Genomic DNA, 18,425 nt, shown 5'->3' on the forward strand with positions numbered 1-18,425 from the left:
TCCATAAAAAGCTCCAAGGAACCATTTTTTCAGCTTTTGGCAAGAAATTCGTGTTATTGCTTAAGTCAAATATAAAATAAAATCCCGCTCCAAGAAGAGGAGCGGGATCAAGGGGTAATCCATTGCAGCGTTAAAGTGTCAGGCTGCTCCATTATACTCTCTATGATGAATCGTCGGAATGTCCGGGACTAGCTGAATACAACCGTTTTATTGTTATGGACCAGAATCCGATCCTCGACATGCCATTTGACGGCTCTTGCCAGTACCACGCGTTCAATGGTACGTCCGATGCGCTTCAGCTCATTGACGTCGTCACGGTGGCTTACGCGCTGCACGTCCTGCTCGATAATCGGTCCGCCATCCAGCTCTTCCGTTACGTAGTGGGCGGTTGCCCCGATAATCTTGACGCCGCGGTTATATGCTTGCGCATAAGGCTTGCCGCCGACGAAGGCCGGGAGGAAGGAATGGTGGATATTGATAATCCGGTTCCGGTAATGATCGATAAAGGTTGGCGAAATAATCTGCATGTAACGCGCAAGGATGATCACGTCGATATCATCGCCGATCACGTCCAACTGACGCTGCTCCGCTTGAGGCTTCGTATCCGCCGTAACCGGAATGTGGTGATACGGGATACCGAAGGATTCCACGTATTCCTTCATATCCAGATGGTTGCTGACCACCAATGCGATATCCGCATCCAGGTCGCCAGCCTGCCATTGCCACAACAACTCTACAAGGCAGTGATCCTCTTTCGAAACAAAAATCGCCAGGCGTTTCTTGCGGGCGGCATGGTAGATATTCCACTCCATGCGGAATTGATCGGCTACTTCCCGGAAGGATTCCTCCAGCTGGGGAAGCTTCGTGTTCAAGTCCTCCAGATCGAACTCAACCCGCATAAAAAACATGCCGCCGACCGGGTCCATCGTATATTGGTCAGACTGAACGATATTCGCGCCATGCTGATACAGGAACTGGGATACTGCTGCCACGATTCCCGGTCCATCCGGACAGGAGATCAGCATGCGGGCACGATTAGGGTACTGACCTGCCGCAGACGGCAGATCCTTCTTGATGTGAATTTCCATGAGACTCGGTGATCCTCCTTTTAAATCTGCAATGAACATGAACGGCACCTCTCAAGAAAAACAATCCGCAGCATGCGGACGTTTTCTTGAGAATGCCTCAGTTTCTTACTAATGTGCCATTTCTAATGAAGCTTAGGATGTCAGGGAAACACCAGACAACCAAGCGATCAGGCGCTGATTGATCTGCTCCTCCGACAGGTCGGACAGCAGGCCGGCCGCCATGACCATATCGTACAGGCGCTCCATCGGTTCGCGCGGATCGGCCTTTTTGGCTTTGGCATCATTCTTCAGCAGCGTCCAGATATCCAGTACAAATGAACGGGACTCGATGCCTTCCTTGGCAAAGAAAGCACCCAGCTCTTCCACTTGCTGCGTGAAGGCTGGACCGAAACGGCCTTCTACATCCCCGCGCAGAAGCGCAATCTCGATCTCGTACATCGGACGCTGGGTTTTTGGATCTTTACCGATCCACGGCGTTTCGAGAATGAACGGTCTGCCCTGGAGCTTCTCGTGATGAACCACTCTCTGAATGGCTTCATACCCGATCCATCCGGTTCCAATCGGCGTATGACGGTCTTTGCCCGCTCCGCGCGGGTTCTTGCTGTCGTTCACGTGGACGACCGTTAAACGGTCGAGCCCGATCAGCTTGTCGAACTGCTCCAGCACGCCGTCCAGATCATTCACGATGTCATATCCCGCGTCATGAATATGGCAGGTGTCCAGGCAAATGGCTAATCGGTCGTTGTACTTCACCTTATCAATAATGGAAGCAATTTCTTCAAAGCTGCGTCCCATTTCAGTACCTTTGCCGGCCATCGTCTCAAGCGCAATCTTCACTTCGGTCTCATCCGTACCGCCTAGCACTTCATTAAGACCTTCCGCAATTCGGTCGATGCCGTATTCCGCATCCTTGTCGGTATATGCGCCGGGATGGAGAACGATGTTCTTCACGCCGACCGCATGCGTGCGGCGAATCTCCTCCTGCAGAAAGCTCACCGCCAGCTCAAACGTATTCGGCTTGTACGATCCGAGGTTGATAATGTACGGCGCGTGGACCACGATTTCTTCAATCCCGCTTTCCTTCATGGCGGCTTTGCCTTCTTCGATAAACATGGAGTCGATCGGCTTGCGGCGCGTATTTTGCGGCGCGCCGGTATATATCATGAACGAGCTTGAGCCGTAAGACGTGGCTTCAGCCGTCGCAGTCAGCAATCCCTTGTCCGAAAACGACACGTGGGAACCAATTTTCAACATGCTGCATCCCCCTTTTTTAACACACAATTACACCTATTTTAGCTTGTATATCGAAATAAATCTAGAAATGCGTTATAATTCTCATGAAAGTGTCATGTGACAATAATCATTGAGGTGATATACAGATGAAGAGCACAGGGGCCGTCATGGGCTATTTGTCGTCCAGTGCGCCGCCGTCATGGTTCATGAACTCCATTGCCTTCTGGGGATGGGTCATGCTCGGGCTGATGGGCATCGGCGGATTTTTCATGTTCCGCAAGTTTCTGAAAGTGCTTCCCAAGGCCGACGGCAAATCGAAGCTCGATTGGCAAAATTACTGGGTAGAGCGAAGCCGCCCGCTCTGGACGGATGAATCCAAAGCATTTCTGGACGAGCTGGTGCAGCCTGTTCCAGGACCGTTCCGGGATATCGCCAAACACTCCATTGCAGCCGAAATCGGCAAAATCGCCGTCGAATCCGGCGCAACCGAAGTCACCCGGGATCACTGCATCAAAGGTTACATCGTGGCTACGCCGAAGCGGGATTACAAATTCCTGATGAACTTCCTCCAGAAGAAGGAAATCGACTACAAGCCTTATCAGCATTTGATCAATAAGTAATGAACACCCTAATACGGAATGACGGTACTCGTCATAAATGAACGGCCAAGCCGTTTGGTCATTTCCCCCAAGTCCTCTTATAGAGGATTAGGGGGATTCGTTTTTTAAGTCTGCTAAATTGAAGGAATACAAATCAACTTGGCCTGTTGTTTTGCTCTTATATAGGAACAAAAGCGTATTCTCCTCTTGTTTATTGAAGCGAATGATAAGCTCACGGTCCGGTTCATTATTTCTGTCCAAGGCAACTTCCTCGAGGAATTTTTTCTCTGATAGAGGTAGCGATAGCATCTCATGAACATAGGCGGTGATTTCACGCATTCGATGATAGAGTATCAGATGCTGCGTACCATATTCCCGCAAGATCATGTACGAATCCGTAACGTATTCGATCATATAGACCTCGTCTTTTTTTCCAGTAAGCTCCCTTAGATCGAATGAAGCCACCACTTCTCCTTCATGATTCAGAAACTCTGCATGCTTGCCATCCGTGAACAATACTTTTCCTTGCAGATCGTACAGGCTATACGTGTTGGTATCCGGATAATATCCCATGAATCCAAAGTGCGATTCCTTTATGATATGTCCGTCCTTCACAAAAACCTGGCCGGATCTCTTACCTAATGCGGACATCCCTACTGCTTCATATAGTCGCACGTACGAACTGTTGTCGGACAGTCTTTCCACTTGGAGATGTCTCAGCTCCTCTACCAGGATGTCCAATTTTCCAATGAGCGACGGCGTCCTGTTTCCGATGGCTTGATAGAATTCACCATTCTTCCGGTTAAGCCAAAATGTAATGCCCTTATCTGTCCCCATAGCGTAACTGCTGCCAACAGACAACGTCTTCGTATCGGATTTCCACCTCACTTCCTCACTCGCGGTCTCGGCAACAAACCGAAGAGGAATGTACAGCTTTCCGTTGATGATTTCCGCAGAAGTCTGGAGTTTTTTCTTTTCATTGTTCACGTAAGCAGCATCGGATCCTGGCTGCAGGGTCATTTCAAGCTTTACGCCATACAGACTCGCCCTTTGCTGTCCTTGATTCCAATGTACCTTCAAACCCAATATATCGCCGACCTCCCGCAGAGGAAACAACACTCTCCCCTCCTTCATCATTATCGGGTCTTTCAAAGAGAAGGGCGATTTGAATGGCCCATATTCCACGTTTGCTTTTACAAATGAAGTGGCGGCATGGGATGGGCTCGGAAGCAGTAACCATAACACCACAAACAAGGGTGACCATAATAAGGCTTTTTTTATCACATTGATCATTCTCCTTCATCTCCAGAAATTAAATCCTATGTAATAAACCTTTATCTATCGGGGATATATTCAAAAAGTTGAAAGACTCATTTCATTTTCATTTCTTCAAATCCTTCATTAAGTGACCGCACCAAATACAATTCATCAAAACCCTCATCATGGTAAGGAGTTTGCAACATCTTAAGTGTACTTTTGATTCCAACCTCAGGAATCTTATCTTTTCCTTGTCTCTGTTCGTTACGTGCATAAGATAAATCATAATTCGGTTCAAAGTAATAACCCACGATCTTATACCTATGTTTTTTACCTAATTCGATATATTTTTTTCGTTCATCCATTGTTGGATTCGTATTATCAATTACAAACGGCAGACTAGTACTGATTGATGCTTCAAGAAAAACATTCTCACGATGCCTTGTCCGCAACATATCAAGGTTTATTCTCATATGAGTTTTGAAAAACTTTTCTTTATAAAATGTTGATTTTCCAGAAGCTTGAATCCCAATGAAAATGACACACTCCATTATTTTTCATCCTTTGATAAATAAACGTACTGATTTATGTACTCTCTATTCTGACTAAAAATCGGTGTATTAAAATCAACATCCCACTTGCTCCGAAGCGCCTCTCCTTTTTTATAGTACTGCTTTGTAATGCACGCTCCGCGTTTTTGCCAAATAGGCAGATCATTCCAATTTACACCTTTTTCGAGAAATAACTTGTCCTGAAGTTTCTTTCCATCTAATCCCTGTAACTCCTTATGTGGAAAGCTTGCCTGAGCAACCATCGAAATGCTGTTTTTGGTTGCGTCCTGCTGTCTCCAAAGAAAATAGTTCGCTACCTCATCATGAGGCAGTACCCAAGCTCTGCTATCAAATGTGGCGAGCGGCTTGTCGGGAAAGGCTTTTTGTATAACCTCATTGAACTTTGCAGTAGCCATTGAAGCAGACACTGAAACCATTTTTTGTAGATTATTTTCAAACCAGGACTGCGTTGTTAACTTATCATAATTGGTCAGCAGAATAGATATTTCATCACTTTGATGGTAGATCAACTTACAACCCATAATATTTTGCGCTAAGTATTTACACGTCTCCCAAAAAGCCTGAATTAATACCTCATCAAACGGTTTTATCATTCCACGAGTAAATGTATGGAAATGTGAACCATCTATACGAATAATCACTGGAAGTCTCTGAGGAAGCGTTTGTCTAAAAATGTTTTCGTAACCCTTCATTCGGTTTCCAAAGTCGTCCTTTTTCATGTTTGCTCCTTTTAATGATTAATAAAAGAATTGCAATACTGGATTTAATTTGAGTTATCGTTCACTTGATTTTTTAATTCCATGCCTCTAGTAAAAAATACAACCCCAATCGCAGCAAAAGTCACGTAATTGCTTATTCTCGTTATGACTGCTTCATCGTCCTCATAATTAATCCAGTACAAGAGGGCAAATGGCGAAATTATCATGAATGCTTTCATAACTAACATAAAAACATACTGGGTTCTTTGCTTGCGTGAATCCCCTTCTGTAGCAGCTATTTTTAGGCCAACCTTAGAAGAGTCATAGATTGTTATAAATAATGCGATGATACTTGTATATGCTGTAATTTTTGCGTCAATCTGAATCCATGGAATAAATGCTACTATTGCAATACCTAGATATATTCCTGCAGCCAGGTAAAAAAAGTTGCTTTTAATTTTCCTATGCAAAATCCTCTTGTCCTCTCATTAAAGTATTATTATCTCGCTGAAATCCCTACGCCCTGAATATAGAGGAGATCCTAGCCAGTTAAATTAAATAGATACACCATTATCCCTACAAGCAAAGGTCCTATCACTAAAAACCCGAATATCAGGGCAATAACTTTCAGAGTCCCTGATATTCCTTTTGACGAGTTCAAGATGTCTAGTTTATTATTGATTTCTTTTAGCTCTCTCAATATTTCTCTATTTAGATCTTCAGACACCTCAAAGTCCTCCTTATACACATGAATCAAAAAACACAAGATGTTTTTCATTTAATCGTTAACATATACAAAGCTAGTCATGTATAGTTAATCGGTACATTTTACCATAATCATCATACCAGATGTTTTTTATAGATCTAGTAAAAATAAAAAACCAAAGGCCCCTCTAAAAATTAGGGTACACCTTTGGTTTTCTGCAATAATCCGAATTCCCTCTAAACTTCATAGAATAATGGCTTCGCAAATCTTACTTCTACTATAATAATCCCGTATTAATATACCTCCCTGCGCAGGGTAAACGTCCATCCGGCAATAATAAAGGCATCCCCTTCCGTCAAAGGGTATTCTTTATAAGGCACCATGGATTCTCCCTTCAACATCGTTCCGTTTCTGGAACCCAGATCCTTCAGGACGTATCCACCGCTTTCGCGAGAGAGCTCGACATGTGCCCGTGAAGTCCCCACACCTTCAGCTACGAATTGGGCGACGTCGGGAGAGCGGCCGATGATGAAATGGGGCTGATGCAATTCGATTCGCTTCGGGACGGCTGCATTCGGTTCGGTAAGCTCCAGATAGTCCCTGGCCGAATGGTGTCCGGGCGGACGAACGGCGGTCTCTGGACTTAACAGCACGGTAGCTCCCCCACCACCAGAGGACGAAAGCACCTCCGTCCGTTGGGACAGCTGGGCATAATAATCCCCTTCTTCCCTATAAGAATCTCCTGCCCCTGCGTTAGGCGAACGTGAAAGAGCCTGGTCCCGCAAAGACTGTACGGAAGAGCCCGCTGAAGGCTGATCCCGCTCAAGGTTAAATGGAGATTTAGGAACCTGCCATCTCCAATGCTCATTCCCCTCACCAAGCTCTGCTTCTGCCGCTTTCCCTGAGTCCGCTGCCTGTCTTCCCGTAAGAAGACCTGATAAGGGATCTGCCTCAAAACGCGGGACGGACTTCCACTTGGCATGCTCTTGCGGACTCAGCTCTGTGGATTCAAACACGGGCAATGAACCGGACCAATCCTCCGCTCTCCGTGAGAGCAGCCGGAGTTTGCCCGTGTAGCCGAGCCAAGCGATCACGGCAAGCAGAATCGTAATCCCTACCGATAGCCCCAACATCAGCGGACCCGGTTGATTCATGTACAACATTCTCCAAGCTCCCGCTGCGGCGAGCAAACATCCTAGCAAAATATAAGTCCGAACCGGCGAAGACCTGCCATGCTCCGCTTCATCAAGACTTGAATCGTCTGTGCCAGATGACCACGCAGGAAGACCTGATGGGGTGCGACCGGCGTGAGAATTACCTTCTTCGTTTCGGCCGCTTTTCCCAAACATCTCGTTGGTACGTTCCGTCAGGCTTCGAATTAAACTCTGTTTATCCGTGTTGCCGTCATTCTCCGTCTGCAATGCCGCACTCCGGCTGTGAGCCGGCTCTGCAAATGAGAAGGCAGGCCTGGAGACGCTGCTGTTTGAGGGATTATCGGTATAGGGCAATCTTTCATTCACATGTGCAGGCACTGCCATCTTCGCTTGCGTTCCTGCTTGATCGCTTTCACCATCTTCTCCTGCAAGCAGTTCAATGACAAGCCGCTTAAGTCCCGGCAAACTGAAGCTCTGTTCACTGCAGAAGGTCATCAATGCTTGTATCCCTCCTCCTTTCAGCTCCGAGACCGATAAGAGAAGCCTTGTCATAAGTTCCTTAAGCGTTACAGGGAGACGGTTACTGCTTGTCTCATTAACGGCAAGGGGAACATAGGTTAAATATAATGTGCCAAGATGCAGGGAGCCTTCAACAAACAGAAAATCCTCATGAAGTATGTAATTCTCGGGTTGAAGCATATACAGCCTGCTGTCCTCCAATGCGGTAGCGATCTGCAGCAGCAGCCCATAGTACTCGGTCAACGTCATGCGCTCGCTCTTCAATGCCTGAGACAGCATCTTTTTGCCGGTGATATCATATTCCAAGGTTACTTTGTAATCGACTTCTTTCATATGCAGCTTCAAAAAGTGCGGGATTCTCGAAGAACGGATCATGCCCAGCTGCACATGATTCAGTTCTGCTGACTGGATCCCTTCATTCCGGTCCAGCACCATGATCGTTCCGCCGTTCTGCATAAAATCCGCCTTTAATCCGAACATAAGCGCCGCCTCCTACATGTGCAGTACTAGATACGTGCTGATCATGCCAGGAAGGACAGCCATCATAAAGGGAAATCGCAAGTGCTCCTCCTGGCTGTTGCGCCACGGCAACCAGCTCTTCATGACAAAAACTCCGGCGATGCTGCCAACGACATGGCGAACTCTCTTCATCGTCTCCCGCCGCCAGAGCAGAATGAGCAAACCGATGGCACCGGCAAAAAGGACAGAATACATAATGCCCTGCAAGGTAAACCACAAGCCGGTCCAGGCGCCGATCCCACCGAACAGCTTAACGTCGCCCGCTCCTACAGCCCCTATAAAATACATGATCAACAAGATGAGAAACCCTGCTCCAAGACCCTTCAAAGAAAAGAGCAGGCCTTCCCATCCGTCCAGAGCGCCATGAAAGATCGGACCGGACAGCATAGCCGATACGGTTAGGGCATTCGGTATCTTCATGGAACGAAGGTCTGTAATAAAGGCCGCAATCAGATAAACGGCACAAATACCAAAGGCAACGGCCACACCCATCAACCTCCCCTGCGCGACTATTCAAAGGAATAGTCTGAATAGAACTTTAACTATTGACGCACAACGAATTGCTTTTATTGGAAAGACTTTTATTGGATATTACTTTAGAACCCTATATTTCATAACCTTGCTCTTGAACCTCTCATGAGCCCGACCGCGCTACCACCGTAAACGGCACCTCGATCCGCTGCCCGTCGGCCGTCTCAACCACGAACAGCCAAGTCCCCGGCGTTGTATTAAACCCCACGTTCCATTCCCATTCGATATAGCCGTTATCATCCGCGGTCTTCCAACCCAAATATTTAGCCGTGCTCTGACCGCTCTTGTAATAGACTGATAATTGAGCGCTGGCCCCTGGCTCTACTTTCACCTTTACTTTAGCCTGCTTGCTTGCGACGGCCGGATTCGGCTTCTCCAACAGCTCAATGGCTCCGTTCTCTGAGCCGTCCCCGTTCCCCGAATCGCCCCCGCCTTCTCCGGTGTCTCCAATCCACAGCCTCTCCTTGGCCTTCGCTTGCAGCACGATGCGTTTGTTCAAGAAAGGAACCCGGATTGGAAGGGCATAATTCACCTCAATGCCAAAATAAGGACTCGTGCCGCTCTTCAAATTGGGTATGTGAACATTCGACACATGGATTCGGTCATAATCCAGAAGGCGGTCAGGCATGAACGGCTTCATCATCGGCTTAACCACGGGGTCGAGTACGGCTTCCACGGTTTGGTTCTTAAGCTGCTGCAGAGGCTCCTCACCTGAAGCGACGGCTTCCGTGATCCACTCCTTAGCAGGAGAAGGAAGCGAGTCGCTATAATTCGATACCCAATCGGACAGCGACAATTTGGGTATTTCCCAATGGGACGTGCTGGGCGTGCCTTCGCTTGTTCCGTTACCCCCTGCATTCGCCTGCACGGCTAGAGAAACAGGATACATATGGGCCGCTACGGTTTTGACGGTATCGGAAACGGTGCTTTGGAGCGCCGTCGATATCAACGTCATCTGCACAATATATATGAGAAAAATGACAAAAAACATAAACATCGGCAGCACAAGCGCAGCTTCCACGACCATGCTTCCTTGCTCCGCCGACGCTTTGCTCTTACGCAAAGGCTTTCGTAATACCGATAAACATTTCATTCAAGTAACCCCTAATCCTAATAGGAAAAATCCGCCTTGCGCTTGACCAAGTACCGACTTCCTTGAACTTCATCCCCGTCGCTTCCGAATGCAACGCCGATCGACTTCGTCACTCCCGGAAGAAACCATAAACGCATGGCCGTCCTAACTTCCCCTGAAGCGTAAGTAAATCGCTCCGCAGGATTGATGCCGGTGTTTAATCGTATCAGCGCCAGCATGCGTGATAACTTCTTCTCGTTATTGCTGTGAATAAACAAAAATATTCGTAAATGATCCCTGTAGGTAAGCTCAACGGGTACATACTTGGAAAGCTGAACGCTTCCCTTCTGACACAGCTGGATCATATCCTCGATAGCCTTCTCGATCCCATACAGGATGGCTGCCGCCAAAACCGCCAACGGATTTCCTAATTTGCTGTTGACGACGAATCCTTCCATCGTCCGAATCGCGAGCCTGGAAGCGAAGATTTCTGCATAAGCCGCCGAAATATTCCCGGCGGGGTTGTGGAATCCGTACAGAATATATTCCACTTCCTGATTCCCGATAGCGAACTCCTGCACTATCTCCTCTCCCGTGCTGGACCCGTCAACGATTCCGGATAAGTTCCCGACATCGAAATGCTGATAATAATGAACGGCGTACTCATTCTGAAACAATTCATCCCTAACACCGCCAAGCACGTTCCCCATAAATCCAAACATACCGTCCATATTATCCATTGCTTGTTTGCCGGCATCATACGGATCGTCGTCCAGCGGCTTTCCCTTACTCATGCTGTCCGCTTCCGCATTAAATTGAAGGCTTTCGTCATAGTACTGCTGGAGTTCACGAAACTCATCCATAATGGCTTGATTCTGCCCATTCAGCCCGTTGATCGCCTCGATGGCTTTGGATGCCTGCTTCAGCTTCTGATTGGCCAGCTTCTCCATCGCCTTCCGTTCCTTATCCGATGTGCGAAACTGCTCCAAAGCCGCCTGCTGCCGATCCATGATATTTCCGCTGCCTGCTACCCCATAATTAGAAATGTAATTCTGCAATTCGCGGCTAGCTCCGATCACGGCTCCCTTCATCCCTTCCCCGCCCAATGAAGACTGTAGCGCGGCCACAGCTCGGACAACCTGTTGATAACGACGCTCCTGGTTGTCAATTTCTTGCCGAAAGCCGTTTAAGAAGTCATCGCCATGAATTAATTTGTCCGCTTGCTTCCGAATGGATTGGATCATCTCCGCTTCCGACCCGGAGGAATCGGCTGACCCCGGCGTTATGTCATTCGTCACTTGGTCATACCCCGCATTAGATGAACGGTTCTCGGATTCCTTGATGACCTGCTTCATCTCCTCGTTCAAACTCCTGGCTTCCTCCCATAATTGCTGCGCGTCCGCTAGGAGCTTGTCATTCTCGCGCTGAAACCGTCCGGCCTCTCTCGATATCTGCGAGCCGATGGAAGACATTCCGCTCCGGTAAGCCATGAGCAGAAGCGTATACTGTTTCTCTTTGGGGGGCCTGTCCGCGTCCTCCTGTTGTTTATCTTTATAATCCTCATACTGCGATGCCCCGTCGGCGGCGGTTTGGATGCTGCCCCCGAGCGAAGTATCGTTGATCGGTTGTCCAGGCGGATCCATGACCAGCTTCGATAGCCGGATCGCATGCTCTCCTGCCTTGCGCTGCTTTGCCAGCATCTCATCCAGCGCAGCTTCCCGCTTGTCATACAGCCTGCGCAGCTTCTTAAGCACATCGACCGTATTGGAAGCTTCCTTCATGGACTGCGATAAAGGCTTGAACTTGCCCACTAATTCCAAAGTGAAATCGATCGGCGCTTTATACTTCATGTCCTCGATGATCTGCCGGTTGAAGATCTCATAAGTGCCCAATGGACGCTGCAATTCAAGCCCCGAGCTATCGAGTTCCATCGCCATTAACCGGAACGCATCGCTGCGGTCTCCCGGGTTCAAGCTGTCATTCAGCACGTTGCCCATAATGAGATCCCCGCTGGTGCCCCCATGGGCATACAGTCCGTATTCCTTCTGCAGCTGCGGATCGTAGGATGACATCACGGAGCGTACGGCTGCTCTTGTCAGCCTCTCGCTTTGCACCTTCATGGCCGCGATACGCGAGAAATCAATGAATATGGCTACAAACATAAATACGGCTGCCAGGGCGATAATCAAAAAAACAGATACAGATCCATCGGACGATCGGCCCACCTCTCTCCTTCTCCAACTAGACCGCGCTTTCCCATGCTTCGTCATGACTATCGCGAACCTCCGAACTTTTGTAGAACTTCCCCTGCGGCTGCCTTATCCGTTCCGTTTCTCCCGCCTTGAAACTTCGATCCGTAATATCGCATCAAATCCACCGTGCGGATAAATTCAACGGGATCAACCACAATCGATTGTGAGTTGACCTCGATCTGGCCGCCATCGTCCAGCATTCGGCTGATTGGCGTCAGAGAGACCTGCTCGTTTAACGACGTCGTTACTTTTCGTATGAGCAGCTGATTCGTATAACGAATCTCTCCAGCGATGCTGGAAGGCACGGCCGTGCCGCCCTTGGACATCTTAAGCTCGGGCAATTTCCCTGCGCTCTCAGCCTCCCCTTGCGGCAGTGTAATCGACCTCGTACTGTCTCCCCCCGCCAAACCGAATAAGGTCCCGACAACGTTATCGTCGGTTAACCGCCAATATAACGCATCATGGCGTCCCTGTTCCACGGATCCCGAGGCAGCGATCTTATGGCTGTTATCCCAGATATACGCGGTCCTTTCGGAAGCCGCGGCCGATGCCTGAACCAGCATGGACTGCTGATAGATATACAAGCATAGGAACAGAAGCAAAACCGTCACCATCAGCAAGATGGGAAGAACCAGGGAGGCTTCAACCGTGAAGCTCCCCGTATCGTCCTTCCATCTTTTCTGGAGCCTATTATTCAAGGAACTCTTTGCTCTTGTTGTTCACGTTTTTAAACAAGTTGTTCACCAAGGCCGTAATCTGATCTTTAAATATAAGCGCGATAATCAAAATAACGACGAGGATCAGGATCATCTCAAGCGTTCCGATCCCTTTCTCATCCTTCCAAAAAGCTTTCATACCATTCTTCGCCATGTTTAACATCATATTTCGTACACCGGTCCCTTCTACATGTTCATCATCATAAATGCAGGCGCTCCGAGCAAAACAATCACGATCATGAAGATGACCACCATTGGCAGCACCAGCTTCGAGGAGGCCTGCTCGCCCCTTGTTCTTGCAATGGCCTTGCGCTTCTCCCACAGCACGCGGGACAAATCCCGAAGTGCCAGGATAAAGTCGTTCCCGCCGCGCCGAAAATTAAGCAGGACGGTTGTTGTAAATATCGATACTTCCTGAACGCCGCACCGTTTATTGAACTGCTCGAAGGCTTGCTGGAACGGATGGCCTCCCTCCCATTCAAGCACCATTCTCTTCAGCTCAGCATACAGGGGATGGCTCTCGTCCTTGTTCCGTTCCACGCAATGAATGATCGCCCGCTGCACCGTCTCGCCGGCGCCGACAAGCAGCACAATCTTGTTCAGAAGCTCCGGCAGCTCCATCACGATATCCTGCTCACGCAGCGTGACCTTTTTATGGAGATCCTTCACCAAAGCGACGGGCAGCAATGCCCCCAATCCGAATCCAGCCAGAAGTCCGGTTACTTCCCCAGACAGCAACGACCACAAGCAGCCGCCGATCAAAATAAGCCATGTATACGCAAGGGCCTCGGCCATAAATAACAACGTCATTTCCGCGCTGTGCCGCAGACCATGGATCTTCTGAACGGAGCCCTGCATCCGGTAGAATACAATCGGGAAGCGCATCGGAACCTTCCCCCGCTCCAGCAGGAACAACACAGGCGGCGCTAACCGCTGCAGCCTGAGCCCATCCATGGACAATCTGCCAAGACGATGGTATCGTTCGCCGCACGTTCGATTCAGCACCACCCAACCACCCACAAGCAGAACCGTCAGCGCGCCGGACATCCATGTCAGCATCCCCGCCTCACCTCCTTACACCTTGATATCCATCATTTTGGTGATCCATAAGAAACAGCCTCCTAAAGCCGCAAGTGCAAGAGTAGAGATCATGATCCCCGATCCGCTGTACATGGGCTCCATATAATCGGGGGATGTCATATTCATGAACAGCAGCAGGAGGAACGGGGCGGCAAGAAGCGCCTTGGATTCGAACCGCTTCTGTGCAATCATCACGGATATCTCCTGCTGGATATCCAGCTTCTCCCCGATGACGGAGGAGGTTCTGCGCACGACTTCGACCAAATCGCCGCCTGTGCGTTTGCAAGTCGAGAAGACATCGGCAAAATTCGTTAGATCCTCCATCCCCGCCCTTCTTGCAAAATCCTGCAGTGCCACTTCGATAGGCTCGCCGTACTCCAAACGGGACACAATGACCTTGAGTTCGAAGATCAGATCGCTGCTGCCTCCGGGATCCAGCAGCAGCAAGTCCTGAACGGCATCCCTGAACCCGTTCTCCACGGAGCGGCCGGCCGACAGGGACGAGGACAAGGAATAGAGAGCTTGCTTGAAGTGAAGATTCAGCGTCCTGCGTCTGCGTTCCAGCATAAACCGCCGCCATAATTTAGGGATCATCAGCCCTCCCGCTCCCAGCAGCAGCGACAATATCAGATTGTGATAAAACAGATAACCGATGAAGCAAAACAAAAGGCCGCCAAGGATCACACATGCCGTTCTGTGACTCATCGAGAGATGATAGACACTGTAATCCGGAAGGGCGTGGGTTCGAGCCGCGGCTGCATGCTCGGGTTTAGCGGCGATTTTGCTCCTCTTGATCATTCGGCCGCCTTGGCCCTCTTTGGGCATCCAGGCAGAACTGCCGGAGCGTTTCATTTATGTCACCTCCATCATCTTCTGCAGCGGCCAAGCCGTAATCCCGGCCATATGAAGCTTGTCCGCCGATTGAAGCGGATTGCCGCAAGGCTCCAGGCGCCCAATCACCCGGCCGCCCGATTCGCCCGTTTCACGGAACCGGTACAGCGGGTTCAGCCCCACCTCGCCGTCGCTCATTCCAATCACTTCGCTAATCTCCGTTACGCGTCGCGATCGATCCCTTAACCGGGATAAATGCACAAATATATCAATCGCCGAGCTAATCTGCTGGCGGACTACGCTGATCGGAAGATCCGCACCGCTCAGTACCATCGTCTCCAAACGGCTGATCATGTCCTGCGTGCTGTTGGCGTGCCCCGTCGACAAACTTCCGTCATGCCCTGTATTCATGGCCTGCAGCATATCCAGCGCCTCGCTGCCCCGCACCTCGCCCACCACGATCCGATTGGGACGCATCCGCAGCGAGGAACGGATCAGATCACGCATCGCGATCTCCCCCCGGCCTTCCGTGTTGGCATTCCGGGTCTCCAGCGACACGAGGTTCGGGACCGTCACGATCTTCAGCTCCGCCGAGTCCTCGATCGTAATGACACGTTCATCAGGCGGAATATATTGCGACAGCGCATTCAGGAAAGTCGTCTTCCCCGACCCCGTCCCGCCGCCTATAAAAATGTTATACTTGCCCTTGACCAATATCCGAAGCTGCTCTGCCGCCTCCTCCGTCAGCGCTCCCCTTCCAACCAAATCATCCATCGTCATCGGCGATTCCGGAAACTTGCGGATCGTCATGGTCGGCCCTTTCAGCGCGATGGGCGGGAGCACGATATTCACCCGGGAGCCGTCCTTCAATCTCGCGTCAACGATGGGCGTCGATTCATTCACCACCCGGTTTACCGTACCCACAATGCTCTGAATGATATCCTCCAGCCGGCTCTGGGACTCGAATTGGAGCGGCAGCTTCTTGACCTCGCCGTCCTGCTCGATGAATATATCCTGGTGGCTGTTTATCATAATTTCCGTAATACGGGGGTCGTCCACCAGAGGCTGAAGCACATCCAGCCCGCGAAAAGAATCGAATACCCTCCGCACCAGCCTCCGCTTCTCGGCTGCGGTCAACTCCATGAGCTCGCGTCTTCTCCACACCATTTCCTCGATGCGGGCCATCAATTCCGAATTGTTAACGCTCGCACTCATATCAAGCTCGGACCGAACCTGATCCCGAACCGATTTAAACGGATCCTCCATCATCACTTCCCACCGCCCGCATGAACCGGCATGATACCCGAGCCCTCCAGCAGCTGCTGGCAGAGCTTCAATACCTCCCTTTGATAGATCGGCGAGGACAACAGCAGATCTTCCCGATGGAGCTGCTTCCATGAAGGTATATAAGGCAGCACGCCGTCTATGCTCATATCCTTGCGGGGAAGCCCGTTAACAAGCTGACCCGTGTACCGGTTGACGATGAAGCGGCTCCGTTTCCTCACGCTTCCGAACAGGGCGGGGCTCTTAAGCTCCAATTGATCCAGCCATACGCCGCTCTTATGCATGCTGATCAAATCATCCAACAGCACCCAGATCAGCAGTCCGGCCTGTTCGAGAACCGCCTGCAATCGTTCCCCCGAGTCCCCCTCGGTATCCACCACAATGGCATCGTAATGATGGCAAGATATCAGGGAGGTCAACAGCAGGGATGTATCGTCCACGGTCATTTCCGATATTTCCTTAACGTTGAAGCTGGGCTCAAAGGAATCGCACTTCAAGCCATGATGCCTGATGATATAGGGAGCTATCGACAGCTCCGTCTCGGAAGCCGATTCTTGGGAGGCCTTAACGTCATACAGTAATCGCGAAAAGCTCCCCTCCATGCCGACGGATCCGGACGGAAACAACGCACTGCTGTTCACGCTCTCCAAATTGAGATAGAAAACTCTCAAACCGAGCACGCCAAGCTGCTTCGCCATGTTCATGGCGATCGTTGATTTCCCGCTCCCGCCCAGGGAAGAGACGATGCCGATCACCGGTGTTGATCCCGAATTCAATTTCTCCAGCGTTCCCCCGCTTCGCCTGCAACGGGTTACCATGATGTCCAGCAGCTGAGGCAGCGGCTGGTATTTGGGGGTGCTGTCGCAGCCCTCCATAAGAGAAAGCGCTGAATGGCCTTCGCTTAGGAGCAGCCATGGAACCGATGCCTCCCTCTGGCTGAGCCAGTTCTCCAGCATATCCGCATCCCCCACGACCAAATTCGGCTTCTCCCCCGAGTCCATATAATGAAGGAATGATTCTACGCGGGTGAATGCGGTCACCTGCAGGGCCGATCCGTAGGAGCTTCCATGCACATAATTCAGCAGCGGTTCGACATACCGGGAATCCTGCACTGCCAGCACTAGTCGGGCCGGTATCATCATGCCAATCCCTCTCTTCTGTAACAACGCAAAAAAAGCACCGTCAAAGCCGCGAAAATCGCGGACAATGAACGGTGCTTCCGTTGTCTGTTATAATTTGACATTAGAATATCACAGTTGCAGGATAACGGCAAGATTTTATTTTTTATGTAGAGATAGCCCTTAATCACTATTGTCAAAACAAGGATAAATGTCCTACTATATAGGCTTAGAACGAGTGTTCTCTATATAGAAACTTCTTATATAGAATTAACATATATAAACTCCTAAACCATCTAAACCAATACTTCCAAGCTTGGAGAGTGACACCCATGAACAAACGTATACTAGCCGCTTTTCTAACCGCCCTGCTGTTATTATCCGGCTGCAGCCAGCCGCTGATGTCCCCTGCGACGTCGAACGAAGAAACCCCAGCGACCCGTACATCCGAAGCCAAGACAGACGCCGGCAAAACGAATGCCAAGCAGACGACCTATCCCACCGATGATCTGAACCTGCCGCGGGTTGCCGTGGAATTGGTCAAAGCCGTTGACGGCGACACCATCAGCGTCATGTTCGAGGGCAAAAAAGAGAATGTTCGCATGCTGCTGGTCGACACGCCCGAGACAAGCCATCCGAAACTGGGCGTCCAGCCGTTCGGGCCCGAGGCCAAGGCTTTTACGAAGGAGCTCGTGGAACAAGCCGATCGGCTTGAATTGGAGTTCGATATCGGTCCGAACCGGGATAAATATTCCAGGCTGCTCGCTTACGTGTATGCCGACGGGAAAATGGTCCAGGAATCGCTGCTTGAAGAAGGTCTGGCCCGCGTCGCCTACATCTATCCGCCCAACACGCGCTATGTGGACAAATTCGATGATTTGCAGCGGATCAGCCGGGACAAGGGGCTCGGCATATGGAGCGTAGAGAACTACGCCCAGGAAGACGGATTCCATCCCGAGGAACAGGACGATACGAATAAGAGCAACAACCATGACACCACAGCAACCCAAGCGCCTACCGAGAAACCCCAACCGTCCAAGCAAGCCTGCGACATTAAAGGCAACATCAACTCCAAAGGCGAGAAAATCTATCATACGCCCGAATCCCCGTACTATGAGCGCACGAAGCAGGAGCAGTGGTTCTGCAGCGAGGAAGAAGCCGAGCAAGCCGGTTTCCGGGCCCCGCTGAAGTAGCTA

General features: G+C 50.1%; 19 protein-coding genes. 2 read left to right on the top strand and 17 right to left on the bottom strand.

The features are described from left to right. Positions 1-188 precede the first annotated feature (188 nt). Positions 189-1,088, bottom strand: a complete 900-nt coding sequence (gene purU, locus AC3RCL_RS25980; RefSeq protein WP_492532863.1) for a formyltetrahydrofolate deformylase — start codon at positions 1,086-1,088, stop codon at positions 189-191. Between the two features lie 132 nt (positions 1,089-1,220). Further along, positions 1,221-2,342, bottom strand: coding sequence for a deoxyribonuclease IV (locus tag AC3RCL_RS25985; RefSeq protein ID WP_492532865.1), 1,122 nt, complete (start codon positions 2,340-2,342; stop codon positions 1,221-1,223). Positions 2,343-2,467: 125 nt separating this feature from the next. On the opposite strand from AC3RCL_RS25985, the gene AC3RCL_RS25990 reads away from it, so the two are divergent. Continuing rightward, positions 2,468-2,941, top strand: coding sequence for a DUF2621 domain-containing protein (locus AC3RCL_RS25990; protein WP_009594427.1), 474 nt, complete (start codon positions 2,468-2,470; stop codon positions 2,939-2,941). Positions 2,942-3,028: 87 nt separating this feature from the next. Here the strand turns inward: AC3RCL_RS25990 and AC3RCL_RS25995 are convergent, their stop codons facing one another. The 15 genes from AC3RCL_RS25995 to AC3RCL_RS26065 form a co-directional block, all read right to left on the bottom strand. Further along, a complete protein-coding gene (locus AC3RCL_RS25995) occupies positions 3,029-4,039 on the bottom strand; it encodes a copper amine oxidase N-terminal domain-containing protein (RefSeq protein ID WP_492532868.1) in 1,011 nt (336 codons plus the stop codon). Positions 4,040-4,290: 251 nt separating this feature from the next. Continuing rightward, positions 4,291-4,728, bottom strand: a complete 438-nt coding sequence (locus tag AC3RCL_RS26000) for an AAA family ATPase (protein ID WP_492532870.1) — start codon at positions 4,726-4,728, stop codon at positions 4,291-4,293. Then, positions 4,728-5,468, bottom strand: a complete 741-nt coding sequence (locus tag AC3RCL_RS26005; RefSeq protein ID WP_192570706.1) for a tRNA(His) guanylyltransferase Thg1 family protein — start codon at positions 5,466-5,468, stop codon at positions 4,728-4,730. Before AC3RCL_RS26005 ends, AC3RCL_RS26000 begins: the two co-directional genes overlap by 1 nt. 44 nt (positions 5,469-5,512) lie before the next feature. Continuing rightward, complete coding sequence (locus tag AC3RCL_RS26010; RefSeq protein WP_277746832.1) at positions 5,513-5,917, bottom strand: hypothetical protein; 405 nt, start codon at positions 5,915-5,917, stop codon at positions 5,513-5,515. A gap of 71 nt (positions 5,918-5,988) precedes the next feature. Then, positions 5,989-6,174, bottom strand: coding sequence for a type I addiction module toxin, Fst family (locus AC3RCL_RS26015; protein ID WP_492532872.1), 186 nt, complete (start codon positions 6,172-6,174; stop codon positions 5,989-5,991). Positions 6,175-6,446: 272 nt separating this feature from the next. Beyond that, positions 6,447-8,306 carry a DUF6382 domain-containing protein gene (locus AC3RCL_RS26020; RefSeq protein ID WP_492532874.1) on the bottom strand — a complete coding sequence of 620 codons (1,860 nt, stop codon included), beginning with the start codon at positions 8,304-8,306 and terminating at the stop codon, positions 6,447-6,449. A 12-nt stretch (positions 8,307-8,318) separates the two neighbouring features. Continuing rightward, positions 8,319-8,831 (bottom strand): A24 family peptidase, encoded by a 513-nt coding sequence (locus AC3RCL_RS26025; protein WP_096776492.1) that lies wholly within the window; start codon positions 8,829-8,831, stop codon positions 8,319-8,321. Positions 8,832-8,979: 148 nt separating this feature from the next. Further along, complete coding sequence (locus AC3RCL_RS26030; protein WP_492536475.1) at positions 8,980-9,903, bottom strand: TadE/TadG family type IV pilus assembly protein; 924 nt, start codon at positions 9,901-9,903, stop codon at positions 8,980-8,982. Between the two features lie 83 nt (positions 9,904-9,986). Continuing rightward, a complete protein-coding gene (locus AC3RCL_RS26035; protein WP_492532877.1) occupies positions 9,987-12,173 on the bottom strand; it encodes a hypothetical protein in 2,187 nt (728 codons plus the stop codon). A 47-nt stretch (positions 12,174-12,220) separates the two neighbouring features. Beyond that, positions 12,221-12,898 carry a TadE family protein gene (locus AC3RCL_RS26040; protein WP_492532879.1) on the bottom strand — a complete coding sequence of 226 codons (678 nt, stop codon included), beginning with the start codon at positions 12,896-12,898 and terminating at the stop codon, positions 12,221-12,223. Continuing rightward, positions 12,891-13,082: a Flp1 family type IVb pilin gene (locus AC3RCL_RS26045; RefSeq protein ID WP_015737227.1), complete on the bottom strand. Its 192-nt coding sequence runs from the start codon at positions 13,080-13,082 to the stop codon at positions 12,891-12,893. The genes AC3RCL_RS26040 and AC3RCL_RS26045 overlap by 8 nt, the downstream gene beginning before the upstream one ends. A 20-nt stretch (positions 13,083-13,102) precedes the next feature. Beyond that, positions 13,103-13,975, bottom strand: coding sequence for a type II secretion system F family protein (locus AC3RCL_RS26050; RefSeq protein WP_492532881.1), 873 nt, complete (start codon positions 13,973-13,975; stop codon positions 13,103-13,105). Between the two features lie 15 nt (positions 13,976-13,990). Further along, positions 13,991-14,848, bottom strand: coding sequence for a type II secretion system F family protein (locus AC3RCL_RS26055; protein ID WP_492532883.1), 858 nt, complete (start codon positions 14,846-14,848; stop codon positions 13,991-13,993). Beyond that, complete coding sequence (locus AC3RCL_RS26060; protein WP_492532885.1) at positions 14,849-16,096, bottom strand: TadA family conjugal transfer-associated ATPase; 1,248 nt, start codon at positions 16,094-16,096, stop codon at positions 14,849-14,851. Beyond that, positions 16,096-17,253 (bottom strand): P-loop NTPase family protein, encoded by a 1,158-nt coding sequence (locus AC3RCL_RS26065; RefSeq protein WP_492532887.1) that lies wholly within the window; start codon positions 17,251-17,253, stop codon positions 16,096-16,098. Before AC3RCL_RS26065 ends, AC3RCL_RS26060 begins: the two co-directional genes overlap by 1 nt. Before the next feature lie 308 nt (positions 17,254-17,561). Here AC3RCL_RS26065 and AC3RCL_RS26070 point away from each other — a divergent pair, with 308 nt between their 5' ends. Then, complete coding sequence (locus tag AC3RCL_RS26070) at positions 17,562-18,422, top strand: thermonuclease family protein (protein ID WP_492532889.1); 861 nt, start codon at positions 17,562-17,564, stop codon at positions 18,420-18,422. Positions 18,423-18,425: the final 3 nt, after the last annotated feature.

This window comes from Paenibacillus sp. MT86 (assembly GCF_058792535.1).

Coding starts and splice junctions, on each gene's coding strand:
- AC3RCL_RS26055 (WP_492532883.1), bottom strand. CDS start 14,848: ATGAAACGCTCCGGCAGTTCTGCCTGGATGCCCAAAGAGGGCCAAGGC.
- AC3RCL_RS26020 (WP_492532874.1), bottom strand. CDS start 8,306: ATGTTCGGATTAAAGGCGGATTTTATGCAGAACGGCGGAACGATCATG.
- AC3RCL_RS26045 (WP_015737227.1), bottom strand. CDS start 13,082: ATGATGTTAAACATGGCGAAGAATGGTATGAAAGCTTTTTGGAAGGAT.
- AC3RCL_RS26005 (WP_192570706.1), bottom strand. CDS start 5,468: ATGAAAAAGGACGACTTTGGAAACCGAATGAAGGGTTACGAAAACATT.
- AC3RCL_RS26060 (WP_492532885.1), bottom strand. CDS start 16,096: ATGATGGAGGATCCGTTTAAATCGGTTCGGGATCAGGTTCGGTCCGAG.
- AC3RCL_RS25990 (WP_009594427.1), top strand. CDS start 2,468: ATGAAGAGCACAGGGGCCGTCATGGGCTATTTGTCGTCCAGTGCGCCG.
- AC3RCL_RS26030 (WP_492536475.1), bottom strand. CDS start 9,903: ATGGTCGTGGAAGCTGCGCTTGTGCTGCCGATGTTTATGTTTTTTGTC.
- purU (WP_492532863.1), bottom strand. CDS start 1,088: ATGGAAATTCACATCAAGAAGGATCTGCCGTCTGCGGCAGGTCAGTAC.
- AC3RCL_RS26000 (WP_492532870.1), bottom strand. CDS start 4,728: ATGGAGTGTGTCATTTTCATTGGGATTCAAGCTTCTGGAAAATCAACA.
- AC3RCL_RS25985 (WP_492532865.1), bottom strand. CDS start 2,342: ATGTTGAAAATTGGTTCCCACGTGTCGTTTTCGGACAAGGGATTGCTG.
- AC3RCL_RS26050 (WP_492532881.1), bottom strand. CDS start 13,975: ATGCTGACATGGATGTCCGGCGCGCTGACGGTTCTGCTTGTGGGTGGT.
- AC3RCL_RS26065 (WP_492532887.1), bottom strand. CDS start 17,253: ATGATGATACCGGCCCGACTAGTGCTGGCAGTGCAGGATTCCCGGTAT.
- AC3RCL_RS26070 (WP_492532889.1), top strand. CDS start 17,562: ATGAACAAACGTATACTAGCCGCTTTTCTAACCGCCCTGCTGTTATTA.